This is a genomic window from Acidovorax sp. K2F (assembly GCF_025246485.1).
GTDB lineage: Bacteria > Pseudomonadota > Gammaproteobacteria > Burkholderiales > Burkholderiaceae_C > Acidovorax > Acidovorax delafieldii.
The window spans coordinates 166,871-181,628 of the sequence record NZ_JAOBSQ010000032.1 but is presented as its reverse complement, the minus strand read 5'-3'; the positions used below and the strand labels follow the sequence as shown (position 1 = coordinate 181,628).

General features: G+C 66.5%; 11 protein-coding genes. 5 read left to right on the top strand and 6 right to left on the bottom strand.

What is annotated here, in order from left to right; all coding sequences use genetic code 11:
- Positions 1 to 143 precede the first annotated feature (143 nt).
- A complete protein-coding gene (locus N4G42_RS11460; protein WP_260667242.1) occupies positions 144 to 3,965 on the top strand; it encodes an EAL domain-containing protein in 3,822 nt (1,273 codons plus the stop codon).
- A gap of 93 nt (positions 3,966 to 4,058) precedes the next feature.
- Positions 4,059 to 4,505: a GNAT family N-acetyltransferase gene (locus tag N4G42_RS11455; RefSeq protein ID WP_260667241.1), complete on the top strand. Its 447-nt coding sequence runs from the start codon at positions 4,059 to 4,061 to the stop codon at positions 4,503 to 4,505.
- Between the two features lie 25 nt (positions 4,506 to 4,530).
- Here the strand turns inward: N4G42_RS11455 and N4G42_RS11450 are convergent, their stop codons facing one another.
- Positions 4,531 to 6,432 (bottom strand): propionate--CoA ligase, encoded by a 1,902-nt coding sequence (locus N4G42_RS11450; protein ID WP_260667240.1) that lies wholly within the window; start codon positions 6,430 to 6,432, stop codon positions 4,531 to 4,533.
- Between the two features lie 186 nt (positions 6,433 to 6,618).
- On the opposite strand from N4G42_RS11450, the gene chrA reads away from it, so the two are divergent.
- A complete protein-coding gene (chrA, locus tag N4G42_RS11445; RefSeq protein WP_260667239.1) occupies positions 6,619 to 7,971 on the top strand; it encodes a chromate efflux transporter in 1,353 nt (450 codons plus the stop codon).
- Positions 7,972 to 8,056: 85 nt separating this feature from the next.
- On the opposite strand, the gene N4G42_RS11440 is transcribed toward chrA, so the two are convergent.
- The 4 genes from N4G42_RS11440 to N4G42_RS11425 form a co-directional block, all read right to left on the bottom strand.
- A complete protein-coding gene (locus N4G42_RS11440) occupies positions 8,057 to 8,659 on the bottom strand; it encodes an isochorismatase family protein (protein WP_056744751.1) in 603 nt (200 codons plus the stop codon).
- Positions 8,660 to 8,747: 88 nt separating this feature from the next.
- Positions 8,748 to 9,659, bottom strand: a complete 912-nt coding sequence (locus tag N4G42_RS11435) for a ribose-phosphate diphosphokinase (RefSeq protein ID WP_260667238.1) — start codon at positions 9,657 to 9,659, stop codon at positions 8,748 to 8,750.
- A gap of 2 nt (positions 9,660 to 9,661) precedes the next feature.
- A complete protein-coding gene (locus N4G42_RS11430; protein ID WP_260667279.1) occupies positions 9,662 to 11,191 on the bottom strand; it encodes a thymidine phosphorylase family protein in 1,530 nt (509 codons plus the stop codon).
- 222 nt (positions 11,192 to 11,413) lie between these two features.
- Complete coding sequence (locus tag N4G42_RS11425) at positions 11,414 to 12,586, bottom strand: PQQ-dependent sugar dehydrogenase (protein WP_260667237.1); 1,173 nt, start codon at positions 12,584 to 12,586, stop codon at positions 11,414 to 11,416.
- 195 nt (positions 12,587 to 12,781) lie between these two features.
- Between N4G42_RS11425 and N4G42_RS11420 the strand changes: the two genes are divergently transcribed.
- Positions 12,782 to 13,369, top strand: coding sequence for a C40 family peptidase (locus N4G42_RS11420; RefSeq protein WP_260667236.1), 588 nt, complete (start codon positions 12,782 to 12,784; stop codon positions 13,367 to 13,369).
- A 44-nt stretch (positions 13,370 to 13,413) separates the two neighbouring features.
- Here the strand turns inward: N4G42_RS11420 and N4G42_RS11415 are convergent, their stop codons facing one another.
- Positions 13,414 to 13,854 carry a hypothetical protein gene (locus tag N4G42_RS11415; protein WP_260667235.1) on the bottom strand — a complete coding sequence of 147 codons (441 nt, stop codon included), beginning with the start codon at positions 13,852 to 13,854 and terminating at the stop codon, positions 13,414 to 13,416.
- Between the two features lie 169 nt (positions 13,855 to 14,023).
- Between N4G42_RS11415 and N4G42_RS11410 the strand changes: the two genes are divergently transcribed.
- Positions 14,024 to 14,758, top strand: coding sequence for an adenylate/guanylate cyclase domain-containing protein (locus tag N4G42_RS11410; protein ID WP_260667234.1), 735 nt, complete (start codon positions 14,024 to 14,026; stop codon positions 14,756 to 14,758).

Here is a 14,758-nt window from a genome sequence, read left to right as displayed (position 1 = left end):
TTTTTTATCGGGTGCATGCCTTCTGAGCAAGGCCACATGCGGCACAGGTCGCGACATGCACCCGCTCCTTCTTTTGGCTTGTCCGCCACGTTCCAGACCCGCAGCCAACCGCTTCAGCGACCAGACCACCCAGGGAAAACACCATGGGTAACAACACGCTGCTGGCGGGCACTGCCCTCATGCTGCTGCTGCTCGTGCCGGTCTGGCTGTCGCCGCAGGAGTCTCTGCACCCGTCCCGGCGCACCCTGATCCTGCTCGGCGTGGCGGGCGGGCTGGTCTCCATCGCAGCTTTCGAGGCGCTGCGCTGGAATGCGCCGGAACTCCACATCGTGGCCTACCCCACCGCCACGGCGTTCGTGGCGCTGTTTTTTGGTGTGCCAGCGGCGGCCATCACCGCCGTGCTGGCCTTGCAGGCCGCGCTTTGGACAGACACCTCGGCAGTCTGGCCCGCCACCACCGTTCTGGGCGGCGCGCTGGCTACCGGCTGGGCGTGGCGCCGCCTGGGACAGCGCTGGGCTTGGCCCGACTGGGCGCCACTGGCCGGACTGACCCTCACACTGCCGCTCGTGGTTTCGCTGGTCACGACGGCCACCAGCGCGGCCCCCGAAGGCACCAGCAACATGCACTGGCACCACGGCGCCGGCGTGCTGATGCTCGGGATTGGCTGGCTGGTGATTGCCAGCCGGGCCCGCGCCGAGCTGGCGCGCAACGAGATCCAGCAAACGCTGGGCCAGCAGGAGCACCAGCTGCGCCTGGCGCTGGATGCCCTGGGCGGCGGCCGCTGGGAATGGGATGTGGTCGAACGCCGGTTTTTCTGTGATGGCCGGTTTTACGAGGCCTATGGCATTACCAGTGCCGACTTGCAGTCGCCCGACCTCTGGCAGCGCTGGTACGCCCGGCGCCACCCGCTGGACGCTGAACGCAATGCCGCCAAGCTGGCCCGTGCCATGGACGGGCTGGAGGAAAGCTACGAGGCCGAGTTCCGCGTGATGGACACCCAGGGCCGATGGCGCTGGCTGATGTCCCGTGGCACCGTCGCCCGGCGCGATGCGCAGGGGCGCCCGGCCAGCCTGATGGGCATGGACGTGGACATCACCGCCCACCGCGAGACCGAGGAGGCCCTGCTGTCCGCCGAGGCCAAATACACCACCTTCTACCAGACGCTGCCCGACCCGGCAGGCATCACCCGCATAGCCGACGGGCGCTACATCGATGTGAACCCGGCGTTCTGCGAGCTGCTGGGCTTCACACGCGAGGAGGTCCTGGGCCGCACCTCGTCGGAGCTGCACATCTGGGCCAACGAGCACGAGCGCAAGCGGCTGCTGGACACCTACCAGCGAGAAGGCAAGGTGGACCGGTTGCCCCTGGTTGCGCAAAGCAAGGGGGTGCAGGTTCCGGGCCTGATGTCGGCACGCTCTGTGCTTGTGAATGGCGAAAACTGCTTTGTTTTCGTTTTCCACGACATGACCGAAGCCCAACGCACCAGCGACGAACTTCGGGCGCTCTACAACCAGCTGCAGCAAGCCGGCCGACTGGCCCGGCTGGGCGCATGGGAGGACGAGCGTGGCCGTGGCCTGGTGTACTGGTCGGACGTGTGTTTTGACATCCACGGCCTGTCACCCAACCAGCCGCCCCCCAGCGACTACATCGACCGCCATGTGGCCCCGCAGTACCGCGAGCCGCTGCGCGAAAAATTCCGCCAGAGCATCCGTTCACGCGCTGAGTGGAGCATGGAGATGGAGGTCTATCACGCCGACGGCCATCTTTTTTGGGTGCGCGCCCGGGGCGAGCCGGTGATCGAGAACGGCCGCGTGGTCAGGGTGCGCGGCGTGATGCAGGACATCGACGAAGCCAAGCGTGCCGAGCAGCGCCTGCGCCAGTCCGAGGAGCGCTTCTCGCGCATCTTCCATCTCATGCCCTACCCCATGGGCCTGTCGCACCGCAGCGACGGCCGCTATGTGGACATCAACCCCGCCTGGGTCGACATGCTGGGCATTCCCCGCGAGGAAGCCATTGGCCGCACCGCAGTGGAGCTGGGCATCTTCACCGCCGAAGACCGCCAGCGCCTGATGGAGCAGGTCAGCCAGACCGGCCACCTCAGCGACTACGAAGTGACGCTGAACGTGCGCAATGGTCCCCGGCGCACCGTGCTGCAGTCCATGCGCGCCACCGAGTTTGATGGCGAGCCCTGCTGGTTGTTCTCGGTGCACGACATCACTGACCGCAAGCGCAACGAGGTGCAGGTGCGGGAACGCGAGGCCCTGCTGTCGCTCACCATCTCCGCCGCATCGCTGGGACTGTGGGACTGGGACCTGCAGACCGGCCTGGTCACGGGCGACCGCCGCTGGCGTGCCATGCGCGGGCTGCCGGTGACCGGCGACACCTCGGCGGCCGTGCAATGGACCACGGCCATTGCGCCGGACGACATCGACCGCATCACCACCGAGCTGTCGCGCCACACCGCCCACCTGGGCACCCCGTTTGACGCCACCTGGCGGTTGAACCAGCCCAACGAGCCGGTGCGCTGGGTGCGCAACCTGGGCAAGATCGTGGGCTTTGACGAGCAAGGCCGCCCGGCCCGCATGCTCGGTGTGGCCATCGACGTGACCCCCCAGCGCGAGCAGGAGGTCATGCTGCAGCGCCTGGCGCTGTACGACGCCCTTACTGGCCTGCCCAACCGGGTGTTGCTGGCGCGCAAGCTGCAGGAATGCATGGCCCAGGCCCGTGACACCGGCAAGCAGCTGGGTGTGGCCTACCTCGACCTGGACGGCTTCAAGCCCGTCAACGACCGCCTGGGCCACGGGGCTGGCGACCGCTTGCTGGTGGTGGTGGCCGGGCGGCTTACGCGCGCACTGCAACCGCTGGACACGGTGGCCCGGCTGGGAGGCGACGAGTTCGTGATCCTCATGCCTGGCCTCGGCTCGGTGAGCGACTGCGAACGCATGCTGGAACGCGTGATGGAAAGCGTCTCGGCCCCCTACACGCTGGACACCGAGCGCGTGGTCGTCACGGCCAGCATCGGCTACACCATCTTTCCGCAGGACGACGCCGACGCCGACACCCTGCTGCGCCATGCCGACCAGGCCATGTATGCGGCCAAGCAGGCGGGGCGCAACCGCTTCCACCAGTTTGACGCCGCCCAGGAGCGCGCCCTGCAGCTGCTGCGCGCGCAGGGGCACTACCTGCGCGAGGCACTGGCGCAAGCCCAGTTCATCCTGTACCTGCAGCCCAAGGTGGACATGCGCAGTGGCACGGTGGTGGGCGCCGAAGTGCTCTCACGCTGGCAGCACCCCGAGCGCGGCCTGGTGTCCCCCGGCGAATTTTTGCCGCTGCTGGAGGGCACCGATCTGGAGATCGGCTTTGGCGAATGGGTGGCCGAGGCCGCGCTCACGGTGCTGGAGCAGCTACAGGACCGGGGCATGCCCATGCCGCTGAGCATCAACATTGCTGCCCAGCACCTGCAGCAACCGGACTTTGCCGACTGGGTGGCTGGCTGTCTGGCGCGCCACCCCCGGGTGCCCGCGCACCTGGTCGAGATCGAGATCACCGAAAGCGCCGCCCTGTACGACCTGAGCGCAGTCGCCGACACCCTGAACGCCCTGCGCGCCATGGGCGTGACGGTGGCGCTGGACGACTTTGGCACCGGCTATTCGTCGCTGACCTACCTGCGCCGCCTGCCCATGGACACGCTCAAGATCGATCAGAGCTTTGTGCACGGCATGATGGGCGACCCGGGGGATCTGGCCATCGTGCAGGGTGTGATCGGCCTGGCACGCTCGTTCGGCTACCGGGTGATCGCCGAAGGGGTGGAAACCGTCGAACAGGGGCAGATGCTGCTGCAGCTGGGCTGCCTGCAGGCGCAGGGCTACTGCATTGCCCGGCCCATGCCGCTGGAGGATTTCATCGCCTGGACGCCCACCTGGCAGCCGCCTGCGGGGTGGCAGCGGAACCGGCCGGTTTTGTAGCATTAAAACCTTGCCAGGCGCTAGTATCGTATGCGTCAGCAGCTATGAGTTTGGTATCAACCAAGCATATTCTTCGCCCCTTGGAGGCTGGCCTTGAACATCCGTGAACTCAGCGCCGAAGACCTGGCCCCCCTGCTCAGTCTGTACACCCACCTGCACGCGCTAGACGACCCGCTGCCCCCACTACCCGAGGTGCAGACTGTGTGGGCCGAGGCGCTCGCCAACCCACGCATTCGGTACTTTGGTGGGTGGGATGAGGGTGTGCTGGTCTCGTCCTGCACGCTGACCGTCATCCCCAACCTCACGCGCGCATGCCGTCCCTACGGCGTCATCGAGAACGTCGTGACGCACTCGGCCCATCGCGGCCAGGGCTGGGGGCATGCGCTGCTGCAGCACGCCCTGGCCCATGCCTGGCGAGAGCACTGCTACAAGGTCATGCTGATGACGGGCCGCAAGGACGAAAACACCCTGCGCTTTTACGAGCAGGCGGGGTTTGACCGGCTGGGTAAACAGGCATTTGTTGCCAAGCCACCGCAGTGACCCGCCGGCCCGGGCGGGCCTGAACTCAGCCCACCAGGTCCTTCACCTGCTGCAGCGCCGCCGGGTCTTCCATCGTTGTCAGGTCCCCGGGGTCGCGCCGCTCGGCCACGGCCTGCAGGGCGCGGCGCAGCAGTTTGCCGCTGCGGGTCTTGGGCAGCACGGTCACAAAGTACACGCGCGACGGCCGCGCCACGGCGCCGAGCTGGTGGTCCACCTGCTTCATGACCTCGCCTTCGAGCTTGAGCCGCGCGGCATCATCGGTCAGGCCTGAGGCATCACGCGCCACGGCAAACGCCATCGCCACCTGGCCTTTCAGGCTGTCGGCCACGCCCACCACGGCCACTTCAGCAATGTTGGGGTGGGAGGCAATGCTCTCCTCGATCTCGCGCGTGCCCAGGCGGTGGCCGGCCACGTTGATCACATCGTCCGTGCGGCCCAGGATGAAGTGGTAGCCGTCAGCATCGCGGATGCCCCAGTCAAACGTGCTGTAGATGAGGCGGCCGGGGATGCTCTTCCAGTAGGTGTTCACAAAACGGGCGTCATCGCGCCACACTGTCTGCATGCAGCCGGGGGGCAGCGGGCCCTCGATGGCGACCACCCCCTTCTGGTTGGCACCGGTCAGTTCTTCGCCCGTGGCCTCGTCGATCAGCTTCACGCCATAGCCGTACATGGCTTTGCCGGGGCTGCCGAAGCGTGTGGTCTGCTGCTGCACGCCGTTGGCAAGGGTCAGGATGGGCCAGCCGGTTTCGGTCTGCCAGTAGTTGTCGATGATGGGCACGGCCAGCGCGTCGCTGATCCACTGGGCCGTGGGCTCGTCCAGCGGCTCGCCCGCCAGCCACAGGGCCTTGAGGCTTTTCACGTTGTACTTGGCCAGATAGGCCGGGTCCTGCTTCTTCAGCACCCGCACCGCCGTGGGGGCCGAGAACATGTGCGTGACCTGGTACTTCTCGACGATGCTCCACCACACGCCCGCATCGGGCCGCGTGGGCAGGCCTTCGTACATGATGGTGGTCATGCCCGCGATCAGCGGGCCGTAAACGATGTAGCTGTGGCCCACCACCCAGCCAATGTCGCTGGTCGCAAAGTACACATCGCCCGCCTTGGCGTCAAAGATGTGCTTCATGCTTGCCGCCAGCGCCACCGTGTAGCCGCCGGTATCGCGCTGCACCCCCTTGGGCTTGCCGGTGGTGCCGCTGGTGTACAGCGTGTAGCTGGGGTGCGTGGATTCCACCCATTCGCAGGGCACCACGGTGTTCAGGTGCTGCTCTCGCAGCGGCGCCCATTCGTGGTCGCGACCTGCCTGCAGGTGCATGGGGGCAAGGCCCCGGTTCACCATCAGCACGGCGCTGGGCTTGTGTTTGGACAACGCAATGGCCTCGTCCAGCAGCGGCTTGTACGGCACCACCTTGCCACCTCGCGACCCGGCATCGGCGCTGACCACGGCCACCGGCTCGGCATCTTCGATGCGCGAGGCCAGCGAGCCCGAGGCAAAGCCGCCAAACACCACCGAATGCAGAGCGCCAATGCGCACGCAGGCCAGCATGGCAAACGCGGCCTCGGCAATCATGGGCATGTAGATGAGCACGCGGTCGCCCTGCTTCACGCCCAGGCCTTGCAGCACCGCCGCCATGCGCTGCACCTCGGCATGCAATTCGGCAAAGCTGTAGCTGCGTTCGGTGTCGGTTTCTGTAGAGATCGCCACCAGCGCGGCCTGGCTGGCGCGCGTGGCCAGATGGCGGTCTACCGCGTTGTGGCACAAGTTGGTGGTGCCACCCACAAACCATTTCGCAAACGGCGGGTTGCTGTAGTCGCACACCTGCTGCGGGGGCGTCTTCCAGTCGATCAACTTCGCCTGCTCGCTCCAGAAGGTGTCTCGGTGGTCGATGGACTGGCGGTAGAAGTCGGCGTAGGTGCTGTGTGCGGTCATTGTGGGTGTCTCCTCGGCATCTCTCTCGCCCTGCCAGGACAGCAGGTTTTGAATTCATAATTATTCATGACGGGCTTGCGGCAAACTGACGCAGCCAACCCTCTGCCTCGTCATCCATGGCTCCAGATACAGCAGGCATATTGATATGTCGGCAAACGTCATACCGGCCTGTCACACTCCCGGACCATGCACCCAGCACCGTCCCCTGCCCCCACGTCCGTCCCGTTCCGCGACGCTTTTCTGTTCTGGCTGAAGCTCGGGCTCATCAGCTTCGGCGGGCCGGCAGGCCAGATCGCCATCATGCACGCCGAGCTGGTGGAACGCCGCCGCTGGATCAGCGAAAACCGCTTCTTGCACGCCCTCAACTACTGCATGCTGCTGCCTGGCCCCGAGGCGCAGCAGCTGGCCACCTACATCGGCTGGCTCATGCACCGCACCTGGGGCGGCATCGTGGCGGGGGCGCTGTTTGTGCTGCCCTCGCTGTTCATCCTGATCGGGCTGTCGTGGGTGTATCTGCGTTTTGGCGATGTGCCCGTGGTGGCAGGCATCTTCTACGGCATCAAGCCCGCCGTGACGGCACTGGTGCTGCATGCAGCGCACCGCATCGGCACCCGCGCGCTCAAGAACGGCTGGATGTGGGGCATCGCAGCCGCATCGTTTGTGGCGATCTTCGCGTTCGACACGCCCTTCCCCGCCATCGTGCTGGCGGCCGGGCTCATCGGCTACTTTGGCGCGCAGCGCTGGCCCGCCGTGTTTGCACTGGGGGGCGGCCATGCCAATGCCCACAAGGGCTATGGCCCCGCGCTGATCGATGATGACACGCCAACGCCTGCCCATGCGCGCTTTTCTCGCGTCCACCTGGTCAAGGTGCTGGCGGCGGGGCTGGCGCTGTGGCTCGCCGCCATGGGCCTGCTGGTGGCCACCCAGGGCTGGCAAGGCACGCTCACGCAGATGGGCTGGTTCTTCACCAAGGCTGCCATGCTCACCTTTGGGGGCGCCTATGCCGTGCTGCCCTATGTGTACCAGGGCGCGGTGGAGCATTACCAGTGGCTCAGCGGCCCGCAGATGATTGACGGCCTGGCCCTGGGCGAGACCACCCCTGGCCCGTTGATCATGGTGGTGGCGTTTGTGGGTTTTGTGGGTGGCTGGCTGCAGCAGGTGTGGGGGCCGGACGCCCTCTTTGCAGGCGCCGTGGCTGCGGCCACGGTCGTGACCTTTGTGACCTTTTTGCCCTCATTCATCTTCATCCTGGCAGGCGGCCCGCTGGTGGAGGCCACGCACGGCAAGCTGGGATTTACCGCTCCACTGTCAGCCATCACGGCTGCTGTGGTGGGCGTGATCCTGAACCTGGCGCTGTTTTTTGCCTACCACCTGCTGTGGCCACAAGGATTTGGCGGCCACTTCGATGCCGTGTCGGCGGTGATCGCCGTGGGTGCGCTGGTGGCACTGTTCCGCTTCAAGCTGGGCGTCATGCCGCTGCTGGGCGGCTGTGCCCTGGTGGGCCTGGCAGTCAAGCTGGCAACGCCCTACTTCGCCTGACCGGAACCTGCATCAATCACTATTATTTTGATAGCTACCAGCGCATGAAAATCGTGCACTAGCAGCCAATTTGGCTTGAAAAGCGCTATTTGATCAGCCCGAGCACGTCCTTGAACGCCGGGTGCTCACAGCTGCCCAGCCATTCAAACGCCACCATCTCGGTGGTCACCAGCTCGGCGCCTGCGCCGGCCAGGCGGTCAAAGGCGGCGTCGCGGTTGCGTTCGGTGCGCGAGCCGCAGGCGTCGGTCACCACCCACACTTCAAACTCGTCGTCGATCAGGTCCAGCGCGGTTTGCAGCAGGCAGACATGGGCTTCGCACCCGGCAATGACGATGGTGCCGCGCTCTGAAGCCAGCGGGGCAGGCTTTTGCAGGTGCTTGGGCAGGCTGCGCGCGTTGCCGCCCTGGGGCTTGGCGGGAGGGCGCAGCCATTCGCCCAGGCCTTCTTCGGCGGCGCTGAAGTGCATCTTGGCCAGGGTCTTCTGGCACAGGGCGCGCAGCGCGGCGTCGTTGGCGCCCAGTCGAGAGGGGTTTTGCTCGGTGCCCCACACGGGCACATCCAGCATGCGGGCGATCTCGGCCAGGCGGCGGGCGTTGGCCAGCACGGCGGGGCCTTCGTGGATGGCGGGCATCAGGCGCTCCTGGTAATCGACCAGGACGAGTTGGGATTCGGTGGCGTCAAGCAGCATGGTGGGACCGTTTCTGTGTTCGTTGAATCGCTGTGCGGGCGCAGCGTGGGAGGCAATGGTGCATTGTCGCAGCCCGTGCCCGGGGTTTTCAGGTGCGAAGGATCGACTGCAGCGCCTTGGCCAGCGGCCCGGCCATGGGCACGGCATTGCTCGGGTGTGGAATGCAGTCCGTGCTCCACACCTCCCCCACCCCGGCTTCGCGCAATGACTGCAGCGCATCGCCCGCAAACAGCGCATGCGTCACCGCCACATGCACCGAGGCGGCACCCGCCTGCAGCAGCAGCCGCGCGGCCAGCGCCAGCGTGCGGCCGGTGCTGGCCATGTCGTCCAGCAGCACCACCGCCCTCCCCTGGGCGTTGAGCGCGGGCAGTTCGATGGCCACATGGCGGTCGCCATGACGGACCTTGGTGCAGACGGCATGGTCAAAGCCGTGGCGGGCGGCGGCCTGGGCGATCCACTGGACGGATTCGCCGTCCGGGCCTACCAGGAGTGCATTGGGGCGCCGATCAGCGATCAGGTCGGCCAGTGGCTCGGCGCCGCTGAGCACCACCGCCTGCGGCACAGGGATGGCCTGCTCCAGCCGCTCGATGCGGTGCAGGTGCGGGTCCACCGTGATCACGGCATCGAACAACCCTGCCAGGAACCCGCCCACCACCTGCTGGCTCACGGCCTCGCCGATGTGGAAGGCGATGTCCTGCCGCATGTAGGCTAGGTACGGCGCCACCAGCGTGAGGTGCTGCACGCCGAGGTGGCGGGCCGTGCGCGCGGCCAGCAGCAGTTCCACCAGCTTTTCATTGGGCTGGTGCAGGCTGCGCAGCAGCACGGCGTGCTTTGGCATTCGGCCTGTGGCATCCACGGGCAGGCGTAGCTTGAGTTCGCCATCAGGGAAACGGTGGCGTTCGATGGCCTGGGCGGTGACCCCTGCGGCCTGCGCCAGGCGCAGCGCAGGTGCGGCTTCATCGTCGAAATACAGCACGCACGCGGCTTCAGGTGCGGCCATGCTCAGAACTCCACAAACACGCGCGGCACCTCGTCGGCCGTGCCCAGCCGGTAGCCGCTGTCCCGCTCGCACGCGTGGCGCGCAAACTCGAGGTCAGCCGGGTAGCTGGCGTGCACGCGGTACAGCAGGTCGCCCGCCGCCACGGTGTCGCCCAGCTTGTGCATCAGATCCACCCCGGCGCCGGGCACCTTGGGCGCCCCGGCCAGCCGGGCCACGCGGGCGATCTGGTAGTTGTCGATGCCCGCGACCACGCCGCTGGCGGGGGCCACCACGTCCAGTGTCAGTACACCCAGTGCCGGGTGGTTGTGGTCAAACCCGGTGCTGCCCTGGGCGGCGATGATGGCGTTCATGCGCGCCAGCGCCCGGCCGGAATCAAGAATGTCGCGCGCAATCGCGTAGCCGTCGCCGCCGCGCACATCAGGGTCGCACTCGATCAGGCGCCCAGCCAGGCGCAGCGCCTTCTGCCGCAGGTCGTCGGGTGCGCGCGGATCGTTCTGCAGCACGCGCATCACGTCGCGCGCCTCCAGCACCGGGCCCACGCCGTTGCCCACGGGCTGGCGGCCATCGGTGATGACCACGTCCAGCGACAGGCCCATGCGCCGCGCCACATATTCAAACAGGCGGCGCAGACGCTGCGCGTCGGGCATGGAGCGCACCTTGGCCGTGGGGCCAATGGGAATGTCAAGCACCAGGTGCGTGGCACCGGCCGCCACCTTTTTGGACAGGATGGACGCCACCATCTGCCCGGCAGAATCGATGGACAGCGGCCGCTCTACCGAGATCAGCACATCGTCGGCGGGCGACAGGTTGGCCGTGCCGCCCCAGGCCAGGCAGCCCCGGTAGTCGCGCACGATGTCGGCCAGCTGCTCCAGCGGCAGCTCCACCTTGGCCAGCACCTCCATGGTGTCGGCCGTGCCTGCGGGGGATGTGATGGCGCGGGACGAGGTCTTGGGGCACAACATGCCGTGCGCCGCCACGATGGGCACGACCAGCATGGTGGTGCGGTTGCCGGGGATGCCGCCAATGCAATGCTTGTCCACCACCAGCGGTTCGTGCCAGTCCAGCCGCCGGCCGCTGGCCACCATGGCATCGGTCAGGAAGAAGACCTCCTCCCGGTCCAGCTCGTTGCGGTGGCAGGCCACCACGAAGGCCGTGAGTTCGATCTTGGAATAGCGGTGGTCGGCAATGTCACGCACGATGGCGCCAAAATCCTCGCGCGTGAGGCGCTCGCTGGCGATCTTGCGGAACAGAGCGCCCATGGACTCGGGCGGCTCGGCCTGGGCCACCGACACGGTGTGGCCGTTGTCCACGCCCAGCTGGGCAAACGCGTCTTCCGACAGGCCCAGCTCGTGGCAGCCCACGATGGCAGGGTCGTCCACCACGTTCACCGTGGCCAGGATGCGGCGGCCGTTGGCGCGCACCTCGATCTTGGAAAGCGCCTGGAAGCCCTCGGCGCGGTATACGGCGCAGTCGCGGTGCAGATAGGCGACGTTTTCTCGCCAGGTGTCGATCGCCACACGGCGCAGGGCCAGCTGGGACCGGGCGGGCGTGCTCGCCAGATCGTCGGGCGCGGTGCCCGGATTGACCGAGGTCGCAGGAGGAGCGGTGGGCGTGGCAGGGGAAGAGGTGGTGGGCTCAGCATGCATCGCGCCAGCCTATACCGAAAATACGCGCCCAGCCTGCGGGATCACCCCGGGTCCGCCGGTTCGGTCACCCATCTCCGGGCTTGCTTGACCTGCATCAAGCAAAACCGGTCATGGGGCCGCAGCGGGCTGCAAGCGCAGCAACCGTCCCTGCGGGCTGTCGGTCAGCAGGTACAACAAGCCGTCTGGCCCCTGGCGTACGTCGCGGATGCGCTCGCCATTGCCTTGCAACAGCCGCTCCTCCTTTTGCACCTTGCCGCCAGACACTTCCAGCCGGTGCAGGGTACCAAACTTGAGCGACCCGACGAACAAACTGCCCTGCCACGCCGTGCCGTAGTGCGTGCTGGTCAGAAACGCCATGCCCGAAGGGGCGATGGACGGTGTCCAGTGGTGCAGTGGCTGTTCTATGCCGGAGCGGGCCGTGCCCTCGCCCATCTTTCCGCCGCCGTAGTTTTCGCCGTAAGTGATGACAGGCCAGCCGTAGTTGCGCCCGGGCTGGGGCAGATTGATTTCGTCGCCGCCCTGCGGGCCATGTTCGTGCATCCACAGCTTGCCGTCGGGGCCCATCGTGGCGCCCTGGGGGTTGCGGTGGCCGTAGCTCCAGATCTCGGGCAAGGCCCCGGGCTGCTTCACGTAAGGGTTGTCGGGCGGCGCTGCTCCGTCGGGCGTGATGCGGATGACCTTGCCGTGGTGGTTGTCGAGCTTTTGGGCGTCGTCCTTGCGGTGGTAGCGCTCGCCCAGCGCCACAAACAGGTTGCCGTCGCTGGCCTGGGCAATGCGGCAGCCAAAGTGCAGCGCGCTCTCCACCTTGGGCCGCTGGCTGAAGATGACGCGCACCTCCTGCAGGCTGCTGGCGTCGGCCGACAAGGTGGCGCGCGCCACCGCCGTGCTGTTGCCTGCCGCGCCACCCGCTGCGGGCTCGGCAAAACAGAAGTAGATGCGGCGGTTGCGGGCAAAGTCGTTGTCGGTCACCACGTCCAGCAGGCCGCCCTGCCCGCCTGCCGCCACTTGCGGCACTCCCGCCAGCGCAGGCCCCACCTGTCCCGTCGCGCTGACAACGCGGAGGCGCCCCGGCCGCTCGGTCACCAAGAACTGACCGCCCGGCAAAAAGGCCACCGCCCAGGGGTGGACCAGGCCGGTGGCCACCGGCACCAGCGACACCGCCGGCGGCGGCACGGGGACGCCTTGGGCCTGGCTGCCTGCGTGCGCACTGGCTGCTATCAAAAATATAGCTACCCGTGCTTTGTTCACTAGCACTACCTGCCGATTTAGAGTCCAACCCATGCTCTCAAGCTCCTTTTGGCCCATAGCCTTGCCGCCGACCTCACCTGGGGCGGAGGCAAGCCGGTCTGGCGCGCATCTTGCAAGCGGCTTTTGCCTGTGAAAACACTGCGCCCATCGATTTATCTGAATCAAATCAACAGCTTGCAAAAATGCTTATTTTTGATAAATAACCATACCGTGTTACCCTTCGCCCCCATGTCCAGATGGTTTTGCATCCTCATCCTTGCCTGCGCCACCGCTGCGCATGCGGCGCCCCAGGGCACCAATTCTGACGATATGGACCGCTTGCTCGCGGACAAAGGGCTGTTTACCCGACTCGAAGACGTGAGCCACAAGGTGGCTGACAAGGCCCAGACCGTAGCAGGCCGCGCGGGTGACCTGGTGGTCAACGCCATGGGTTTTTTGGGCGTGCCCTACAAGCGTGGCGGCAACAGTGCCGAGACCGGCTTTGACTGCAGCGGCTTTGTGCGCGCTATCTATGAGCAGACGGTGGGGCTTTTGCTACCCCGCCGTGCTGATCAGCAGGCAGCCGCCACCCAGGTCATCGACAAGAAAGAGCTGCAACCCGGCGACCTGGTGTTCTTCAACACCATGCGCCGCAACTTCAGCCATGTGGGCATTTATGTGGGGGACGGCAAGTTCATCCACTCGCCCCGCAGCGGCTCGGAGATCCGGGTGGAAGACATGGGCGTCGCCTACTGGGCACGCCGTTTCAACGGCGCGCGCCGTGTGACGCCGGGCGAAGGTGTCGAGAGCGCCCAGGCACCCCAGACGCAGAAATAAATCGTAAGACGCTCCCGGCTTCCTTCATTGGTGGGCCGTGGTGATCAGGGCTTGACCACGTACACCGTCTCGGTGCTGCGAATCGGACCGCCGGTGACATTGACCGGCCCGGCAGACGGATCGCCCCGCAGCAGCGCCTTGGCTGCTGCCATGTCAGCCTGATAACGCGCCCGGGCCTCGGACTCACACCGCTTACGCTCCGCCGTCGGCATGGCCCGGCACTCTTCCATGCTCACCTTGAGCCCGCCCCCCGCTTCACGAATGGCCGACTGGTAGCGCTGCTGCGGCGTGGTGTCAGGCACGGCACCGCGCGCCAGGGATGCCTCGTCGCTTTGCGCCTGGGCGGCAGTGGGAAACGACAACACACCACCCAAGGCCATGGCGGCCACCAATACGGCGGCCGGGCGAGCCACCAACCGGCTCCATGACGAGCGCTGGGCCCCGGCCGGTGCAACGGAGTACGAAATGAATGGGGTGGATGACATAGTGAACATGGTGGGTACACCTTTCTCTCTTGAAAGAAGTCTGCGGCAGTTGTGGGGACGACAAGCACCCCACCACCCTTTGCGAGCCTCACTGTAGCCCCGGGCGCAACCTGCGCGGCGCCAGCACCGGCCGCGCTACCATGTCGGACACCACCCACAGGGCGTTGCCATGCACCACACCCCCGCGCTGCCCCCCGATGCTGCGACTGCGCACGACAAGGGCTATCTCCGGCGCCTGCTGTCAGAGCGCAACCAGACCCCAACCAGCGGCACCGGGGCGATTGACGCCGCCATTGAACAGGCGTTTGTGCGCAGTGTCGCCATCCTGGTGCTGGACATGTGCGGCTTCTCCCGCATCACCCAGCGCCACGGCATCATTCACTTCCTGGCGATGATCCACCAGATGGAGCAGGCAGCGCGCCCTGCGATCGAAGGCAACGGCGGTGAGGTCATCAAGCAGGAGGCCGATAACCTGTTTGCGGTGTTCGCCACGCCCGAGCAAGCCCTGGAGGCCGCGCTGGACACCCTGCGCGCCCTGGGCGCCATGAATACCGTGTTACCGCCCGAGCGGACGCTGAACGTGAGCGCAGGCATTGGCTTTGGGCCCACCCTGGTGATTGCACGCGAGGACCTGTTTGGCCCCGAGATGAACTGCGCCTGCAAATTGGGCGAAGACATTGCCACGGCCAACGAGATCCTGCTCACCGAGGCGGCTTGGGCCAGCCTGCCGAACGGGCGCTACGTGTGCTCGCGCACCGACCACCAGATATCGGGCATGGACTTACATGCGCACCGCTTTGAGCGCTGCCTTTTTGAACGCCCCCTGCATCCGTGGGACTCCACGTCCCACCGCGTCGCTTTGCCTGGGGACGCTGACAGGGGGCATTGTCCGACAGCGCTTTGA

Bases quoted from the DNA above. Each gene is read 5' to 3' on its own strand.
- chrA (WP_260667239.1), top strand. From the start codon at position 6,619: ATGCACCCAGCACCGTCCCCTGCCCCCACGTCCGTCCCGTTCCGCGAC.
- N4G42_RS11425 (WP_260667237.1), bottom strand. From the start codon at position 12,586: ATGGGTTGGACTCTAAATCGGCAGGTAGTGCTAGTGAACAAAGCACGG.
- N4G42_RS11450 (WP_260667240.1), bottom strand. From the start codon at position 6,432: ATGACCGCACACAGCACCTACGCCGACTTCTACCGCCAGTCCATCGAC.
- N4G42_RS11460 (WP_260667242.1), top strand. From the start codon at position 144: ATGGGTAACAACACGCTGCTGGCGGGCACTGCCCTCATGCTGCTGCTG.
- N4G42_RS11410 (WP_260667234.1), top strand. From the start codon at position 14,024: ATGCACCACACCCCCGCGCTGCCCCCCGATGCTGCGACTGCGCACGAC.
- N4G42_RS11435 (WP_260667238.1), bottom strand. From the start codon at position 9,659: ATGGCCGCACCTGAAGCCGCGTGCGTGCTGTATTTCGACGATGAAGCC.
- N4G42_RS11440 (WP_056744751.1), bottom strand. From the start codon at position 8,659: ATGCTGCTTGACGCCACCGAATCCCAACTCGTCCTGGTCGATTACCAG.
- N4G42_RS11420 (WP_260667236.1), top strand. From the start codon at position 12,782: ATGTCCAGATGGTTTTGCATCCTCATCCTTGCCTGCGCCACCGCTGCG.
- N4G42_RS11415 (WP_260667235.1), bottom strand. From the start codon at position 13,854: ATGTCATCCACCCCATTCATTTCGTACTCCGTTGCACCGGCCGGGGCC.